This window comes from Nonomuraea turkmeniaca, assembly GCF_005889735.1.
Taxonomy (GTDB): domain Bacteria; phylum Actinomycetota; class Actinomycetes; order Streptosporangiales; family Streptosporangiaceae; genus Nonomuraea; species Nonomuraea turkmeniaca.
On sequence record NZ_VCKY01000123.1, the window covers coordinates 16,569 to 31,708 of the forward strand.

Here is a 15,140-nt window from a genome sequence, read left to right on the forward strand (position 1 = left end):
AAGCGATTGCATGATTCTGGCTTCGCTAGAGTATTCCGGTCAAGCCGGGCCGAGCCGATGCGGAGGAGCGGTGTGAGCAAACCGACGATCTACTCCATCGCCCAGCGGTGCGGCGTCTCCGCCGCGACCGTGTCGCGGGCCTTCAACCGCCCGGAGCTGGTCAGCGCGCCGGTCAGGGAGCGGATCACGGCCGCCGCCCGCGAGCTCGGCTACCAGCCGAGCTCGGCCGCCCGCGGCCTGGTCACGGGACGGGCCGAGATGATCGGGCTGATCGTCCCCGACATCACCAACCCGTTCTTCCCGCTGCTCGTGCGGGCGATCCAGCGTACGGCGGAGCGGATGGGGAGCTCGGTCATGCTGGTCGACGCGGAGGAGAGCGCGGCGGCGGAAGTGCGCCACGTGGCCCAGCTCCGCAGCAGGGTGGACGGGGTGATCGTGGCCTCGCCGCGCTCGTCGTCGGCGGCGCTGCGCGAGGCCGCGAGAGGCCTTCCCTGCGTCCTGCTCAACCGCCCGCTGCGCGACCTCCCCTCGGTGCTCTGCGACAACACCAGTGCGCTCTTCGACGCCGGCGAGCATCTCCACAAGCACGGTCACCGCTCGTTCGCGCTGCTCGCCGGGCCGAGCGCCTCATGGGCCGCGGCCCGGCGCTCGCAGGCGATCCGCAGGTGGGCTCGGGGCCGCGGGGTCGAGCTCGTGGAGCTCGGCCCGTTCCGCGCGACGTTCAAGGGCGGCAGGCAGGCCGGTGCCGCGCTGCTCGGGACCGCCGCCACCGCCGCCTTCGCCTTCGACGACCTCACCGCGTGCGGGGTGCTCGCCGAGCTGGCCGGGCGCGGCGTCGCCGTGCCCGGCGAGCGTAGCGTCGTGGGCTGCGACGACGTGCTTCTCGCCAGGACCGTGACGCCGAGCCTGACCACGGTGACCGCACCGATGGACGACCTCGGCGCCACCGCGGTCCAGGTCCTGACCAGGCAGATCGAGGCGCCGGGCGGCGCGCCGGAGCACATCAGGCTGCCCGGCGTCTTCGTCGCGCGCGACTCCACGGGGCCACGATCCGGCCCTTGACCGAAATTCGGTCATGGTCTTGAATGCCTGCAATCGCTTTCATCGGTCACGAGGAGCCTGCAGGTGCAGAACGGACGGCACGCGTCGCTCATGCGGACGTACGCCGAGCAGGTCGCGGGCCTGATCGGCAGGATCGAAACCGAGGAGGCCGATGCCATCGGGGCGGCGGCCGAGCTCATCGCCGACCACGTCACCCGGCACGGGGTGGACCGGCTGATCTACGTCTACGGCCCGGGAGGGCATTCGAACCTGGCCGCGCAGGAGGTGTTCTTCCGCGCCGGCGGACTGGTCAACGTCAGCGCGATCCTCGACGAGGGCACGCTGCTGTCGGGCGGCGCGCTACGTTCCATGGCCATCGAACGCACCCCCGGTTACGGCCGCGTCGTCATCGAGGACAACAGGCTCGGCGCGGGCGACCTGCTCATCCTGGTCAACGCCTACGGCATCAACGCCGCGCTCATCGACGCCGCGCTGACCGCCCGCGAGCGCGGCGTCACCGTCATCGGCGTCTCGTCCAGGGAACACGCCGACCGGACCGCGCCCGGCCACCCGGCCAGGCACCCCACCAAGCAGAACCTGCACGACCTCGCCGACCTGCACATCGACACGAAGGTGCCGATCGGCGACGCCGTACTCGAGATCGAGGGGGTCCCCGAGCGGGTCGGCGCGATCTCGACGTTCGCCAACGCCTACACGCTCAACTGCGTCATGGCCGCGGCGATCGCCGAGCTGGCCGAGCGCGGCACGGTTCCCGAGATCTGGCGCAGCGGGAACGCGCCGGGCGGCGACGAGCGCAACGGACTCTTCCTCGACCGCTTCCGCGGGCGGATTCGATGGCTGTGACCAGGGCAGATTCGGCGGCGACCCGCTGCCGGCCACCGCTGTGGCGGTCTCCGGCGGCGGGAGCACGCCCATCGTGATCTCCGCCGACCTCACCGCGCGCGACCCGGACACCACCCGGCGGATCGCCGGCGCCGGTGCCGCCCGGCCCCGACAACCTTCAGCTCACCGCGGACTGGCCCGGCTGTGGCCCGGCTGCGCGCGGCGGCGCCTGGAGTCCGGGGTCGGCGGCGTGGTCGTGTTCCTCCAGGGCTGCCGCGGCCGGCTCGACACCGGGCACTCGGCGCTCGGCAGGCTGCTCGGCGCCGGGCCACGACCGGGCAGGACCTTCGAGGCCGCGGAGCGGATCGGACCCCTGGCGGTCGAGGTCCAGGTCATGGCCGCCGCCCGGACGCTCACCGGGGAGGCGGCGTGACGGTCGAAGGCAGGCTCGCGGACGGGCGTCCCGTACGCGTCGAGCTGGACGGACCGCGGATCGCCGCGGTCACCGAGGTCCGTGACGCACCCGACGCGCTCATCCTGCCGGGCCTGGTGGACCTCCAGGTCAACGGGTACGGCGGGCGTGACTTCAACGCGGACGACCTCTCGAGCGGCGACGTGGCCGAGCTGGTACGCGCGCTGTGGAAGCGCGGCACCACGACGCTCTGCCCCACGATCATCACGGCGCCGGAAGACAAGATCACGAGAAATCTGCGCGTGATCGCGGCGGCGCGAGAGGCCGATCCGCTGGTCAGGCATGCCATCCCCGCCCTGCACGTAGAGGGGCCCTACCTGGCGGCCGAGGACGGGCCGCGGGGCGCGCACGACGCCGATCACCTGCGCGATCCCGACATCGCCGAGTTCGGGCGCTGGCAGGAGGCGAGCGGCGGGCTGGTGAAGATCGTCACATTGGCTCCCGAGCGGGCCGGCGCCCTCGATTACATCGCCGAGCTCTCCCGGCGGAACGTCGTCGTGTCCATCGGGCACACCGCGGCGGCGCCCGCCGACATCGAGGCGGCCGTACGGGCGGGTGCGCGGCTCTCCACCCACCTGGGCAACGGCTCGCACACGATGATCCGCAGGCATCCCAACTACATCTGGGCGCAGCTCGCCGAGGACAGGCTCGCCGCGACGTTCATCGCGGACGGGCACCACCTGCCCGCCGACACGTTCACCGTGATGCTCCGTGCCAAGGGGACCGGCCGCGCGCTACTGGTCAGCGACTCGGTCGCGCTGGCCGGCTGCGCTCCAGGCGACCACACGACTCCGGTCGGCGGCCGGATCACGGTGCACGAGGACGGCCGGGTGACCTTGCCCGGCGGCGAGCTGCTCGCCGGTTCGGGCAGCTCGCTGATCGAGTGCGTGGCCTGGGCGGTCACGCGTACCGAGGTCGAGCTCGGCACCGCGGTGGTCCTGGCCGCGGCGAACCCGGCCCGGCTGCTCAGAACCGGCCGCGGCCGCATCGAACCCGGCGCGCCCGCCGACCTGATCGTCACCACTCCCGACCTGTCCGTCCTGCACACCTTCGTGAACGGCGTCCCCGTCCACAGCGCCTGACCCGCACGCCCCTCCCCAACCTGTGCCGCTCCCCATTCCCTGACCCGCACCGCCTCCTGACCCCAACCGCTCCAGACCCCCCAACCTGGGAGATCTCACGGGTTTCTCGACCGGCCAGCGATCTGCGGCTACTTCGTCGTGATGATCGCGATCGGCGTCTGGGCGAAATCCCGCAACCGCGACGCCAAGGACAGGCCGGGGCGGGGCAGCCCGCCCGCGGTGGCGTCGAGCAGCGCGCGCCTCACTCCCACGCGGGGTCCTCCGCCAGCTTCTCGGCGATGCGGTCGTGGAAGCTCTTGCGCGCGAGAGCCTGCTCGATGTCGACGACAACCCGGCTGAGCGGGTACGGGATCTCGGCCTCGATCTCGGCGATGGCGGCCTCCGTGGCCCGCCACTCCGCCGCCAGGCGGCCGGCGATGTCGCGGGCGTTGCCGGTGAGCGTCACCTTCTTGCTACGCGCGTCGTCGCCCGGGATCGTCTGGACCCAGCCGGCCGCGCGCATCGCGGCCACCTTCTGGCTGAGTGCCGAATGCGTCCGGCCGACCGACTCGGCCAGCTCGGTGATGGTCATCGGCCCACAGGCATGGAGCCGGAGCAGCTCCATCACGAAGCTCGGCTTGAGTCCCTTGATGCGCTTGCCGGTATAGATCCGGGCGATGTCCGCGTCCATCGCGGCCTGCAGAATCCGCAGAGGCCGCCAGAGGCTTTCCTGAGTGGGATCGAGTGCAGCGGGATCGGCCATGAGCACATTATAACAGTTCTTATATAAATACTGTTGTGTTCAGGAACGAGTACGGGGTTCTCACCGACCCGCGGCCTCGCCCGGTGAGGTCAGGCGCCAGGGCTCCTCGTGGGGAAGGCATCGGTGTGCCGCCCGGTGCCTGGCCGCGGAACGGCCGTGAAGGTGATGAAACCCTTCCGCTTCGGCGTGGTGTCGAGCGCCGCCGCCAACCGCCGCGACTGGATCGAGCAGTGCCGCATGGCCGAGAGCATCGGCTTCGGCACGATCGCGGTGATCGACCACCTCGGCAGGCCGGCGCCGTTCCCCGGCGCTGATGCTCGCCGCCGAGCACACCGCGCGGCCACGTGTCGGCACGTGCGCGCTCGACGCCGGCTACCACCATCCCACCCTGCTGGCCCGCGACGCTGGAAGGAGGCATGCGCGCGATGGCGCCCGTCATCGAGCTGCTCAGCTGACGCGGTGTCGGGTGCGCGGTCCGCGGAGCCCAGCGCAGGGGTGAGCGTGGCGGAGGGCCCGCAGGCGGCCCGGGTACGTGCGCGCCCGTAGGCCGGGAGGGGAGGATCAGTGGTAGCCCCGATGCGGCGAGGTACGACCGGCGCCTACCCTCGTCGCGGCCGGAGCCGACGGCCCGGAGGGAGATCGGTCATGCTGCGGAGAAAGACGGTCGCGCTGGCCTGTGCGCTGCTCGTGCTGACGGGATGCGGTCCGGCCGGCAAGGCAGACGGCACAGGCACGCCCGAGCCGGTGGTGCTCACCATGGTGAGCATTCGGGACGCCGCGGAGGTGGAGGACTTCGTCGCCCAGGTCGACCGGCTGTCGGGCGGGACGGTGCGGATCGAGGCCACACACCGCTGGCACGCGAACGACCCGGAGTCGGAGGCCGACCTCGTACGGGAGGTGCGCGCCGGCACGCACACGCTGGGCGTCGTCGGAGCCCGGGTCTGGCACGGGCTCGGGGTGCGCTCCTTCGACGCGCTGCTCGCGCCGTTGGAGATCAGGGACCTCGCCCTGGAGCGGGCCGTCCTGGGCGACGCCGAGCTGACCTCGCGGATGCTCGAGGGACCCGCCGCGCTGGGGCTGGAGGGGATCGGCATCCTCCCCGGCCCGCTGCGCAAGCCCGCCGGCGTGGAACGGCGGTTCCTCGGCCCGGCCGACTACAAGGGCGCGGGGATCGCGATCTCCGCAGGGGAGGTGGCGGCCCGCAGCCTGGCCGCCCTGGGGGCCGCGGCGGTGCCCTACGCGTTCGAGGGCGCGCCGGTGGACCGCTTCGACGGAGTGGAACTGCAGATCGCCGCCGTGCGGGGCAACCAGTACGACGGGGCCCTGCGATCGCTGACCGCGGACGTCAGCCTGTGGCCGCGCCCGCTCACGATCCTCGCGGGCAGCAACGCCCTGACCCCGGACCAGCGCGACCTGCTGCGCCGAGCCGCCGTGGCGGCGCTGCCGAAGAGCATCGAGTTCATCAGGTCCTTCGAACAGCAGGCGATCGGCGTCCTGTGCGGGCGCGATGCGATGAAGCTGGTGATCGCCGGCCCCGAGCGGGTGCGGGAGCTACGCGCCGCGTTGGCCCCGGTCTACACCTGGCTGGAGGAGGACCGTCGGACCCGGGACCTCCTTGCCCGCATTCGCGTGCTCCGCGACAGCACACCGGCGGAGCCGGCCCCCGCCTGCCCGGCCCGCTCGAAGGACTGAGCAGCCTCGCGGCCGTGAAGGGCGGATCCGGGCCGGGAGGCGTGGGGTTCACAGAGCCGCCTCCTCGGCCGCGCCCGCGCCGGCGACCAGGTGGACGAGCTGCTCCACCTCGGTGGCCGTCGTGTGCGGGTTGAGCAGCGTGAGCTTGAGCCGGACCCGGCCCGGCCCCTCCCCAGGAAGCTCGGTACGGCCGACGACGGCGTGTCCCTCACGGAGCAGGCGGCGCCGCAGCCCGGCGTTCACCCGGTCCGCCAGGGCGGCATCCGCGGGCAGATACCGGAACAGGAACGCCGTCAGCACGGGGTCGCCGTGCAGCTCCAGCCGGGGATGGGCACGCACCGCCGCCGCCCCGGCGCAGGCCAGGTCGTGGCAGGCGTCGACGAGCCGGCCCAGACCTTCACGGCCCAGGGCGGCGAGCGTGACGGCGATCTTGAAAGCGTCGGGGCGGCGGGTGGTGCGCAGGGAGAGCCCCAGCAGGCTGGAGTAGCCGGCGTCCTCGTCGTCGGCCGGGTTCAGGTAGGCGGCGCGGCGGGCCAGCGACGCGTACGTCTCGGCCTTCCGTACCAGGAAGACGCCCGCTGCGACGGGCTGCCAGCCCAGCTTGTGCCAGTCCAGTGACACCGAGTCGGCGCGTTCCAGGCCGGCCAGCAGCGGGGCCAGCCGGTCGGAGAGCAGCGCGCCACCCCCGTAGGCGGCGTCCACGTGTGTCCAGGCGCCGTGTTCTGCGGCCAGGTCCGCGCACGCGTTGAGGGGGTCGATCGCCCCGGTGTCGGTGGTGCCGGCCGTGGCGACCACGGCCATGGGCAGCTCGCCCCGCCGGACGCACTCGCGCAGCGCGACCGCCAGCTCGTCCGGTTCCATGCGCAGGTCGCGGTCCACGGGGACGGTCACGACCGTGTCCTCGCCCAGGCCCAGCAGGGCGGCGGCACGCCGTACCGAGAAGTGGGCGGCGGCGGAGGCGAAGATCCTCGCCCGCGGGCCCGCCGGCAGGCCGTCGCGCTCGATCCTGCGCCCGGTCGCGCGGCCCAGCACCCGGTCCCTGGCCAGCATCAGGCCCATGAGGTTGGACTCGGTGCCGCCGGAGGTGAACACCCCGGCCGCCGTGGACGGGTATCCCACCAGCTCGGCCACCTGGTCCAGCACCAGCGTCTCCAGGGCGGTGGTCGCGGGGGCCTGGTCCCAGGAGTCCTGCGACGGATTGAGCGCCGAGATCGCCAGATCGGCGGCCACGGCCACGGCCAGCGGCGGGCAGTGCAGGTGCGCCGCGCAGGCCGGGTCGGACGGGTCCGCGCTGCCGGCGGCCACCAGCGCGGTCAGCCGCCGCAGGGCATCGTCGTCGAGTCCGTTACCGGCCGGTTCGGCGAGAGCCCGGGCGACCAGGGCGAAGAGCTCCTGGGGCGGGCCGGCGGGGATCGGGCCGTCGCGGCGTGCGGCGCCCTCGGCCAGGGCTTCGAGCACGGTGCGCACCAGCGGCTTCAGGGCGGCGGCGCCGGAGACGCCGCCGGACAGCGGGGGTGCGACGGCGGCGGTCATGCCCGCCGCTCCGTGAGCCGGCGAGCCGTCACCTCGGCGATCGAGTCGGCCAGCCGGTCCAGGACGGTCTCCACCTGCTCGTCCGTGATGATCAGCGGCGGCAGCAGGCGGACGGTGGAGTCGTGACGGCCGCCCAGCTCCACGATGAGGCCACGCTCCACGCACGCGGAGCGGACCTCGCCCGCCATCCGCGGCGCCGGCGGGTGGGCGCCGCACGAGTCGGGCTCGCCCTCGGGATCGACCAGCTCGACACCGATCATCAGACCGCGCCCCCGGACGTCCCCGATCGCCGGAAACTCGCCGCGCAGCCCGTCGAGCCGGGCCGTCATCCGGGCGCCGACCGCGGCGGCCCGCTCGGCCAGCCCTTCGCGGGCGACGTACCGCAGGGTCGCGGTCCCGGCCGCCATCGCCAGGGTGTTGCCGCGGAACGTGCCGGTGTGCGCGCCGGGCCGCCAGCCGTCGTAGTCCTCGTGGTAGACCACCACGGCCAGGGGCAGGCTGCCGCCGATGGCTTTGGACATCACCATCGCGTCGGGCATCACCCCGCTGTGCTCCACCGCCCAGAACGCGCCGGTCCGGCCCACGCCGGTCTGCACCTCGTCCACGATCAGCGGGATGCCGCGCTCGGCGGTGATCCGCCGCATCTGACGCAGCCAGGAGTCGGGGGCGGGCACCGCGCCGCCCTCGCCCTGCACCGCCTCCAGGATCATCGCGGCCGGCGGCACCACGCCGCCGGAGGGGTCGTCGAGCAGCCGCTCGGTGTACGTCGCCGACAACTCCGCGCCCCACTGCCCGCCGACGCCGAACGGGCAGCGGTAGGAGTACGGGTACGGCAGCCGGGTCACGTCCGCGGCGATCCCGGCCACCGGCTCCTTGACCGCGACGTTGCCCGTGGCGGCCAGGGCGCCGGCGGTCATGCCGTGGTAGGCGCCGGTGAAGGCGAGCAGCCCACGCCGTCCGGTGGCGGTCTGCATGAGCTTCAGCGCCGCCTCCACCGCGTCGGTTCCCGCCGGCCCGCAGAAGTGCACCCGCGCACGATCGGCGAAGGCGGGTGGAAGGGTGGCGAACAGCGCCTCGGTGAACTCGTCCTTCTCCGGCGTGGCCAGGTCGAGCACGTGCAGCGGGGCCCCGCTGTCCACGGTGCGCCTGATGGCCTCGATCACCACCGGGTGGTTGTGGCCGAGCGCGAGCGTGCCCGCGCCGGACAGGCAGTCCAGGTAGTGGCGGCCGTCGGCGCCCTCGATCGTCATACCGTGCGCACGTACCGGGACGACCGGGAACGAACGGGCATAGGTCCGCGCCGAGGACTCCCGGTCGCGTTGCCGCCGGAGCACGTCGCCGATGCGGAGGGCGGGGTCGAGGTCGGTCGGATGCAGAGTCATTCATGCTCCGGAAGTCAGAGGCGGACGACGGTTCGGCCCGGCGGGCCGGCAGAGCTCAGAGCGGATGCCGTTCGGCGATCGGGTGACCGAGAACGGAGTGCATGGCGAATTCCGAGCATAGGAACCCGCGTCGGGAAAGACGACCAGGTCCCCGGCGCGCACGCGGACGTCGCGCAGCAGCGTGTCTCCGGTGTACAGAGCTCGCCGGCGACCGTCACCGCCGGGTCCCCGGCGGCGGGCCGGGGACGGAGTCGGCCTTGACCGTGCCGGACGGTGCCAGGTCGAGGAGGCGATCGGCAATGGTGCGGGGGAGCACCTCCACCGGACAGGCGGATGGGCCGCGACCATGTCGGTCGCGGCCCACTGTCGAACCACACTGTCGGATCCGGCGATTCAGCCTGTCGTGACGGCCCCCGCGCGGGCGGTGCGCAGGGCGGACAGGAAGGTGTCGGCCGGCTGCGCGCCGGACACGCCGTAGGCCCGGTTGAGCACGAAGAACGGCACACCGGTGATGCCGAGGCCGCGTGCCTCACGGATGTCGGCCTGCACGGCGTCCGCGTACGCGTCGCTGGCCAGGACCTTCCGGGTCTCGTCCTCGGGCACGCCGACCTCGGCGGCGAGGCGGACCAGGGTGTCGGGGTCGTCGACGATCTCGCCCTCACCCAGGTGAGCGCCGAGCAACCGCTCGTGCATCTGCCCGCCGAGACCGTGTTTCGCCGCCAGGTGGCTGACCCGGTGGGCGTCGATCGTGTTGACCGATATGGCCCTGTCGAGCGCGTACGTCAGGCCTTCCGCGGCGGCGAGCTCGGTGACCTGCCCGGTCATCTGCCGTACCTGCGCGGGCGGGGCGCCGACCTTCTTGGCGAGGGTGTCGAAGACGGGTTCGCGGTGCCCCTTGGGGTGGGAGGGGTCGAGCTGGAAGCTGTGCCAGTGCACGTCCACCTCGTCGGCGTGCTCGAAACGGGCGAGTGCCGACTCCAGGCGCCGCTTGCCGATGTAGCACCAGGGGCAGACGACGTCGGACCAGATGTCGATGCGCAGCGAGCTCACAGGGCGCACACTCCGTCCGCGCACACGGGTGCGGTGTTCTCGCCCAAGGTGACCAAGGGGCTTACCGGTGCCGGATCCAGGCTGTCGTCGGGAGCAGGCTCAACGGGGTCGGGAAGAGTGGTCATGATGACTCCAATCACTTGTTCAGGTGCGCAAGGTGGGCAGACCGGCGGCGGTGTAGTACATGCCGGCGCAGCCGGTCGCCCTCGCCACGAGTTCCTCGGCTTCGTCCTGGGTCAGGTCCGGACGTGCCTGGATGATCGCCGTGCCGAGCTCGCTGGTGATGTCCAGGATCGCGAGCTTGAAGTTCAGGGCCGCGGGGACGGAGAGGTTGTGTTCCAGGGCGGCCCCGAGCTGGCTGAGCAGGTCGCAGAAGAGCGGGCGGGCGGCGAGCGGCTCGCTCAGCGCGTCGATCGCGTCGTCGCCGGCCCGGAGGCGGGCGAGCACGTCGTCCGCCCAGTCCCGCCAGCCCTCCACGATCAGCTCGAGGAAGATCTCCTCCCGGGTGCTGAAGTAGCGGACGACATTGGACTTCGCCAGGCCCACCTCCGCCGCCACCTTGCGCAGGCTGACCTCGCGCACGCCTGACTCGGTGGCCAGTTCGCGCGCCACGGCGAGGATCGCCGCACGCCGATGCTGCTTGTGCTCCGGTCGTCTGGCGCGCTCGAACGCCGGCTCGGCCGCGTTCCCGCTGTCACCCATGCGTGCGAGCTTAACAGGACACCGGCCTCTTGTTAAAGGGACGGTGTCCTGTTACAAGGTCCGCCCTCCGGTGACGCCGCGCTGGTGGCCCTGGCGCTCCGTACCGGATGTTTGCCCGAAATTTAATTCAGTCAATTGACTTAAGGCTGACGGGGCCGGTTAACTGGCGGGGAACCGATGCGTCAGCTCCCAAGGAGGCCGTGATGAGCCATGCCGAAGTCGAGCGGGTCTTGCACTACCCGATGACCCCAGACGCGCCGCTGGAGCCGCCCGCCGAGTGGGCGAAGCTCCGGCAGGAGTGCCCGGTGGCCCGGGTGACGCTGCCCAGCGGCGACGAGGCGACGCTGCTCACCCGCTACGAGGACGTCAAGCAGGTCCTGGCCGACCCGCGCTTCACCCGGCAGCTGACCGCCGACGACGCTGCCCGGATCTCGGACAGCGACACGGGCGTGTTCAGCAGCGAGATGGCGTCGGTGATCCCCGATTCGGGGGAGGGCCACCTGCGGTGGCGGCGCCTGGTCGGCCGGTGGTTCACGGCCAAGCGGATGGCGGCGCTGCGGCCCGGCATCGAGGCGATGGCCGAGCAGCTCATCGACGACATGGTCGAGCGGGGGCAGCCGGCGGACCTGAAGGCGAGCCTGGGCTTCCCGCTGCCGGTGTACGTGATCTGCGACCTGCTCGGGGTGCCCGCGGCCGATCGGGACAGGTTCGCGTACTGGTCGGACACGCTGCTCAACCTCACCCGCTACACGCAGGCGGACATGGACGCCGCGCTGGGCGAGTTCGTGCAGTACATGGCCGCCCACGTGGCCGCCAAGCGGGCCGAGCCCGGCGAGGACCTGCTCAGCGAGCTGGCCAAGAGCGCGGATGAGGGCGGGCTGACCGACGCCGAGCTGATCGCCACCGGGATGGGGCTGCTGGTGGCCGGGCACGAGACCACCGCCAACATGATCGGCAAGATGATCTCCATGCTGCTGGCCGACCGCAGCAGGTGGGAGCGGCTGCTGGCCGACCCGTCGCTGGTGCGCCCGGCGGTGGAGGAGGCGCTGCGGTTCGACGCCAACTCGGGCTTCGGCCTGCCCCGCTACATCCCCGAGGAGGCCGAGGTCGCCGGGACCGTGCTGCCTCGCGGCACGACGGTGGTGTGCAGCATGGCCGCGGCCAACCGGGACGAGAGTGTCTTCGACGGCGCCGACGAGATGGACCTGGGCCGCAGCCCGAACCCGCACCTGGCCTTCGGCTCAGGCGCGCACTCGTGCATGGGCCAGGCGCTGGCCCGTACCGAGCTGCAGGTCGTGCTGGAGGTGCTGCTGCGCAAGCTGCCCACCCTGGACCTGGCCGTCCCGGCCCAGGAGTTGCGGCGGGTGGACGGGCTGGTCGTCGGCGGGCTGAGCGAAGTCCCTGTGCGGTGGTGACGATGGCCGTACGGGCGGAGCGGGTCCACGCGACCCGCGAGCAGCTCCTGACGGCCGCTGAGCGGCTGTTCGCCGAGCGCGGCGTGTTCGCCGTGTCCAACCGGCAGGTCAGCGAGGCCGCCGGGCAGGGCAACAACACCGCCGTCGGCTACCACTTCGGCACGAAGACCGACCTGGTCCGCGCCATCGTCCGCAGGCACGCCGCGCCGATCGAGCGGCTCCAGCAGCGGATGGTGGCGGAGGCCGGCGACTCGGCCGACGTCCGCGACTGGGTGGCCTGCCTGGTGCGGCCCCTCACCGAGCATCTGGCCGACATGGGCAACCCCACCTGGTACGCCCGGTTCAGCGCCCAGGTGATGACCGATCCGGCGTTGCGCGGCATCGTGCTCGAGGAGGCGTACACGTCGCCCACGATGATGCGGATCGTCGACGGCCTGAACAGGTGCCGGCCCGAGCTGCCGCCCGAGATCCGGGCCGAGCGCGACGACATGGCACGACAGGTGATCGTGCACATGTGCGCGGAACGCGAGCGCGCTCTCGCCGACGACGCCCCCACCCCCCGCCCCAGCTGGCATGACGCCGCGACCGGGATGATCGACGCGATCGCCGGGCTGTGGCTGGCGCCCGCCACGATCCCCACCAGAGAGGAAGCATCATGAAGGTCAGGGTGGACGAGGACAAGTGCTGCGGCGCGGGCCAGTGCGTGCTGCTCGCGCCGGAGGTGTTCGACCAGCGCGAGGACGACGGGATCGTCATCCTGCTGGACGCCGAGCCGCCCGAGCACGTGCACGCGACGGTCCGCGAAGCGGCGGCGGTCTGCCCCGCGGCCGCCATCGAGCTGAGCGAAGGCGCCTGACCTCAAGGCTCACCATCGCAGCGCCGCTCGATGCTCTCCGCCTCCGTGCGGACGTGCCTGGCGGGGCTGGTCACCGTGGGCATGAACGCGGGCCGGCGGGCGACGTCCGCCATGGCCTGCCAGATCCACCTGGATCCGCGTCGACGTCGATCATGGTCTCGACGTGCATGCGGGAAGTATGACCAGGTGGTCTTGCGAACCAGTGGGACCTCGTTTGGCGACCGGTCTCCGGGAAAGAGGAACAGGGCCCGCACCTTCCATCCCCGACCCGGTGGGCGAGACGAATCATGAGCGTGCAGTTCGAGCTGCGCTGTCCCGTCAGCGCCGATCTAGCCTTCATCCGCGATCTGGTACGCGTCTGCGGCAGGTACGCCGGGCTGACCGGTGAGCGGCTTGACCACCTGGTGCTCGCCGTCAACGAGGCGGTCACCAACGTACTCGACCACGGGGGAGCGGCCGGATCGGTCACCGCGCGCGGCACCCAGGACGGGATCATCGTGGAGATCCTCGACTTCGCCGGCCGGCTGTCGGCGGGCCACCTGGGCGGCGCGCGGGTCGACCCGACCGGCGCGCACGGGTTCGGCCTGTGGGTGATCCAGAGGCTCTGTGACGGAGTCAGCCTCGAGCAGACCGGCCTCGGTTCGCTGCTGAGCCTGCACATGAACCACGATCCCGCGACGAGCGTCCGGCACCTGGGGCGTGCGGGCCGGGAAAGGCAGCCGGCCCACTGAATGGCTCCCTTATCCCTGACGCATCAGCATCTTCCCGGCATGAGCGTGATCGCCATCGCCGGTGAGGTCGACAAGACCAACAGCGCCGAGCTCGCGGACTACGTCGAACGTATCCGCCGCCCCCGCGACCATGTGATCTTCGACCTGGCCGAGCTGACGTTCCTGGACAGCTCCGGCCTGCACGTCCTGCTGTCCTGCGCCCGCACCTGCGCCGACGACGACGCCGACGTGCACCTGGCCGCCGCGCAGGGCTCGCCCGCCCGCCTGCTGCACGTCACCGGGGTGGACGTCCGCCTGCCCACGTACGTCACGACAGAGCACGCCATCGCCACCGTTCTGGCCACCCGTACCAGCTGAATTCGGGATTAGGCTCGTAAGGGAAGGGACACGGCCATGGACATCAACATCGTGCTCGGAGTCATCGCCTTCTTGCTCGTCCTGCTGGCGGTCACCGGGGTGAGGGTGGTCAATCAGGTCGAGCGCGGCGTCGTCTTCCGCTTCGGCAGGGCGCAGCCGCAGATCCGGCAGCCGGGCATCAGATTCCTCATCCCCGTCGTGGACGCCATGCGGAAGGTCAACGTCCAGATCGTCACGATGCCCGTCCCCACGCAGGAGGGCATCACGAGGGACAACGTCTCCGTGCGGGTCGACGCGGTCGCCTACTTCAGGGTCCAGGACCCTATGCGGGCCGCCATCGAGGTGCAGAACTACGAGTTCGCCGTCGAGCAGGTGGCGCAGACGTCGCTGCGGTCCATCATCGGCAAGAGCGAGCTGGACGATCTGCTGACCAACCGCGAGGAGCTGAACAAGGGCCTCGCGCTGATGATCGACAGCCCCGCGCTCGGCTGGGGCATCCACATCGACCGAGTGGAGATCAAGGACGTCCAGCTGCCCGAGACCATGAAACGCTCCATCGCCCGGCAGGCCGAGGCCGAACGGGAGCGCCGGTCCCGCGTGATCGTCGCGGACGGCGAACTGCTGGCCGCGCGTAAGCTCGCCGACGCCTCGGGCATCATGTCGCAGACGCCCGGCGCGCTGCAGCTACGGCTGCTGCAGACCGTGGTGGAGGTCGCGGCCGAGAAGAACTCCACTCTGATCATGCCGCTGCCGGTCGAGCTGCTGCGCTTCTTCGACCGGGCGTCGCAGCACGGCACGCCGCCGGCAGAGCCGCAGGCGGCCACCACTGGGCCCACCATGGCGCCCGCCGCGGCCGACGCCGAGCGGGTCCAGCCGAAGGGCCGGCAACCCGCCCTCACGGAGCACGATGTCGCCGAGGGGGAGCAGCCCGCGCTCACGGAGCACGGCGTCGCCGAGCCGTCCTCGACCGCGCCCCGCGAGAAACCCGCGGGACTCGCCCCGGCGCGCCCCGCCGACGACGCTTAGGCCCGCGGCGGCCTTGGCCCGCTCAGGGTATTTCCCTAAAAACCAGTAGGTAATATTGACTTATTGGAGAACGCGGCTTAGCGTCGTGGGCATGAGACAGGGCCTCCTCCTGACCAGGCGCCCCCACGTGGACTTCGGCCACGTCGCCAGCGCGCAGTGTCGTTGATCACGGATCCGTAGCCGCACGCGGCGTGCCCCCGCCGCCCGCCTTCCACG

Annotated in this window: 19 protein-coding genes; 11 read left to right on the top strand and 8 right to left on the bottom strand. The window is 72.0% G+C overall.

Annotated features, from left to right (window positions below; genetic code table 11):
* The first annotated feature begins 72 nt into the window (after positions 1–72).
* From ETD86_RS30940 to ETD86_RS30955, 4 genes are all read left to right on the top strand, one after another.
* Positions 73–1,062 carry a LacI family DNA-binding transcriptional regulator gene (locus tag ETD86_RS30940; protein WP_170223363.1) on the top strand — a complete coding sequence of 330 codons (990 nt, stop codon included), beginning with the start codon at positions 73–75 and terminating at the stop codon, positions 1,060–1,062.
* Positions 1,063–1,125: 63 nt separating this feature from the next.
* Positions 1,126–1,905 (top strand): sugar isomerase domain-containing protein, encoded by a 780-nt coding sequence (locus tag ETD86_RS30945; protein ID WP_211370421.1) that lies wholly within the window; start codon positions 1,126–1,128, stop codon positions 1,903–1,905.
* 73 nt (positions 1,906–1,978) lie between these two features.
* Positions 1,979–2,317: a hypothetical protein gene (locus tag ETD86_RS30950; protein ID WP_138670042.1), complete on the top strand. Its 339-nt coding sequence runs from the start codon at positions 1,979–1,981 to the stop codon at positions 2,315–2,317.
* Complete coding sequence (locus ETD86_RS30955; protein WP_211370422.1) at positions 2,314–3,438, top strand: N-acetylglucosamine-6-phosphate deacetylase; 1,125 nt, start codon at positions 2,314–2,316, stop codon at positions 3,436–3,438. The genes ETD86_RS30950 and ETD86_RS30955 overlap by 4 nt, the downstream gene beginning before the upstream one ends.
* 128 nt (positions 3,439–3,566) lie before the next feature.
* On the opposite strand, the gene ETD86_RS59295 is transcribed toward ETD86_RS30955, so the two are convergent.
* The 3 genes from ETD86_RS59295 to ETD86_RS55565 form a co-directional block, all read right to left on the bottom strand.
* A complete protein-coding gene (locus tag ETD86_RS59295) occupies positions 3,567–3,689 on the bottom strand; it encodes a hypothetical protein (RefSeq protein ID WP_281286985.1) in 123 nt (40 codons plus the stop codon).
* Complete coding sequence (locus tag ETD86_RS30960; RefSeq protein WP_170223364.1) at positions 3,680–4,180, bottom strand: MarR family winged helix-turn-helix transcriptional regulator; 501 nt, start codon at positions 4,178–4,180, stop codon at positions 3,680–3,682. Before ETD86_RS30960 ends, ETD86_RS59295 begins: the two co-directional genes overlap by 10 nt.
* A gap of 89 nt (positions 4,181–4,269) precedes the next feature.
* Positions 4,270–4,443, bottom strand: a complete 174-nt coding sequence (locus tag ETD86_RS55565) for a hypothetical protein (protein ID WP_170223365.1) — start codon at positions 4,441–4,443, stop codon at positions 4,270–4,272.
* 382 nt (positions 4,444–4,825) lie between these two features.
* Here ETD86_RS55565 and ETD86_RS30965 point away from each other — a divergent pair, with 382 nt between their 5' ends.
* Positions 4,826–5,872, top strand: a complete 1,047-nt coding sequence (locus ETD86_RS30965; RefSeq protein ID WP_170223366.1) for a type 2 periplasmic-binding domain-containing protein — start codon at positions 4,826–4,828, stop codon at positions 5,870–5,872.
* 48 nt (positions 5,873–5,920) lie between these two features.
* Here ETD86_RS30965 and ETD86_RS30970 read toward each other — a convergent pair whose 3' ends face one another.
* The 5 genes from ETD86_RS30970 to ETD86_RS30985 all read right to left on the bottom strand — a co-directional run bounded on the left by ETD86_RS30970 (position 5,921) and on the right by ETD86_RS30985 (position 10,539).
* A complete protein-coding gene (locus tag ETD86_RS30970) occupies positions 5,921–7,405 on the bottom strand; it encodes a pyridoxal phosphate-dependent decarboxylase family protein (protein ID WP_138670046.1) in 1,485 nt (494 codons plus the stop codon).
* Entirely contained in the window at positions 7,402–8,787 is a 1,386-nt protein-coding gene (locus ETD86_RS30975; RefSeq protein WP_138670048.1) for a diaminobutyrate--2-oxoglutarate transaminase, read from the bottom strand. The genes ETD86_RS30970 and ETD86_RS30975 overlap by 4 nt, the downstream gene beginning before the upstream one ends.
* Before the next feature lie 393 nt (positions 8,788–9,180).
* Positions 9,181–9,837, bottom strand: a complete 657-nt coding sequence (locus ETD86_RS30980) for a DsbA family oxidoreductase (RefSeq protein ID WP_342779321.1) — start codon at positions 9,835–9,837, stop codon at positions 9,181–9,183.
* The gene (locus ETD86_RS59300; protein WP_281286987.1) at positions 9,834–9,962 is read right to left on the bottom strand and encodes a hypothetical protein; all 129 of its coding nucleotides are present in this window, start codon (positions 9,960–9,962) and stop codon (positions 9,834–9,836) included. Before ETD86_RS59300 ends, ETD86_RS30980 begins: the two co-directional genes overlap by 4 nt.
* Before the next feature lie 19 nt (positions 9,963–9,981).
* A complete protein-coding gene (locus ETD86_RS30985) occupies positions 9,982–10,539 on the bottom strand; it encodes a TetR/AcrR family transcriptional regulator (RefSeq protein WP_138670049.1) in 558 nt (185 codons plus the stop codon).
* Between the two features lie 203 nt (positions 10,540–10,742).
* Between ETD86_RS30985 and ETD86_RS30990 the strand changes: the two genes are divergently transcribed.
* The 6 genes from ETD86_RS30990 (at position 10,743) to ETD86_RS31015 (ending at position 14,924) form a co-directional block, all read left to right on the top strand.
* Complete coding sequence (locus ETD86_RS30990) at positions 10,743–11,954, top strand: cytochrome P450 (protein WP_138670051.1); 1,212 nt, start codon at positions 10,743–10,745, stop codon at positions 11,952–11,954.
* Between the two features lie 2 nt (positions 11,955–11,956).
* A complete protein-coding gene (locus tag ETD86_RS30995) occupies positions 11,957–12,613 on the top strand; it encodes a TetR/AcrR family transcriptional regulator (RefSeq protein ID WP_138670053.1) in 657 nt (218 codons plus the stop codon).
* Positions 12,610–12,810 carry a ferredoxin gene (locus tag ETD86_RS31000; protein WP_138670055.1) on the top strand — a complete coding sequence of 67 codons (201 nt, stop codon included), beginning with the start codon at positions 12,610–12,612 and terminating at the stop codon, positions 12,808–12,810. Before ETD86_RS30995 ends, ETD86_RS31000 begins: the two co-directional genes overlap by 4 nt.
* Positions 12,811–13,097: 287 nt before the next feature.
* Complete coding sequence (locus ETD86_RS31005) at positions 13,098–13,541, top strand: ATP-binding protein (protein WP_138670057.1); 444 nt, start codon at positions 13,098–13,100, stop codon at positions 13,539–13,541.
* Positions 13,542–13,898: an STAS domain-containing protein gene (locus ETD86_RS31010; RefSeq protein ID WP_138670059.1), complete on the top strand. Its 357-nt coding sequence runs from the start codon at positions 13,542–13,544 to the stop codon at positions 13,896–13,898.
* Positions 13,899–13,934: 36 nt separating this feature from the next.
* Entirely contained in the window at positions 13,935–14,924 is a 990-nt protein-coding gene (locus ETD86_RS31015) for a slipin family protein (protein WP_138670061.1), read from the top strand.
* The last annotated feature ends 216 nt before the right edge of the window (positions 14,925–15,140 follow it).